The sequence below is a fragment of the Streptomyces sp. AC627_RSS907 genome, assembly GCF_019049165.1.
Genome location: NZ_JAGMUE010000782.1, coordinates 1 through 598, shown reverse-complemented (window position 1 = coordinate 598; position 598 = coordinate 1). Strand labels below are relative to the sequence as shown.

Annotated in this window: 1 protein-coding gene; it reads left to right on the top strand. The window is 75.4% G+C overall.

Annotated elements, in window-relative coordinates; translation table 11 throughout:
* Positions 1–598 (top strand): alpha/beta hydrolase (locus KUM32_RS38620; protein WP_217146466.1); only part of this gene is annotated, 598 nt, incomplete at both ends.

The window sequence follows — 598 nt, the reverse complement described above, 5'->3', positions numbered from 1 at the left end:
GCATGACCGTGGTGGACGGCTGGACGCTGGTCGCGACCGAGGGACCCGTGCAGGTGTGGCGGGGCCCCGGGAGCGGTCCGCCGATCGTCGCCGCGCACGGCATGGAGGACGGCTGGAAGAGCTGGCGCACCGTGCTCGGCGCGCTGCCCGGGTACACCCCGTACTCGCTGCACCTGCCCTGGTGCGGCGGCACCGACTACGCGTGGACCGCCGAGGGCAGCCCGGCCGACTGGCTGCGGCGCGCCCTGGCGCTGCTGCCCGAGCGCCCCCGGGCGCTGTTCGGCCACTCCTTCGGCGCCAACGCCATCCTGGCCCACCTCGCCGACCTGCCCCAACAGGACGACACGGCGGCCGAGTTGGACGCCGTGGTGCTGGTCGCGCCGTTCTACCGGCCGGCCGGGTTCCCGCTGAGCGACCAGTTGCGGACGCGCTCGGTGGCCGCGCTGCGCCGCGTACTGGTGGAGGGGCTACGGGTCTCGCTCGGCCCGCGCGCCGCCCGGATGGACCGCGAGGTGCTGGCCCTGATGGAGGGCAAGCTGCTCGAGCGGGCCGTGCCCAGCGCGTTCCCCGTCTTCTACGCGGCGTTCGAGGACTCCGG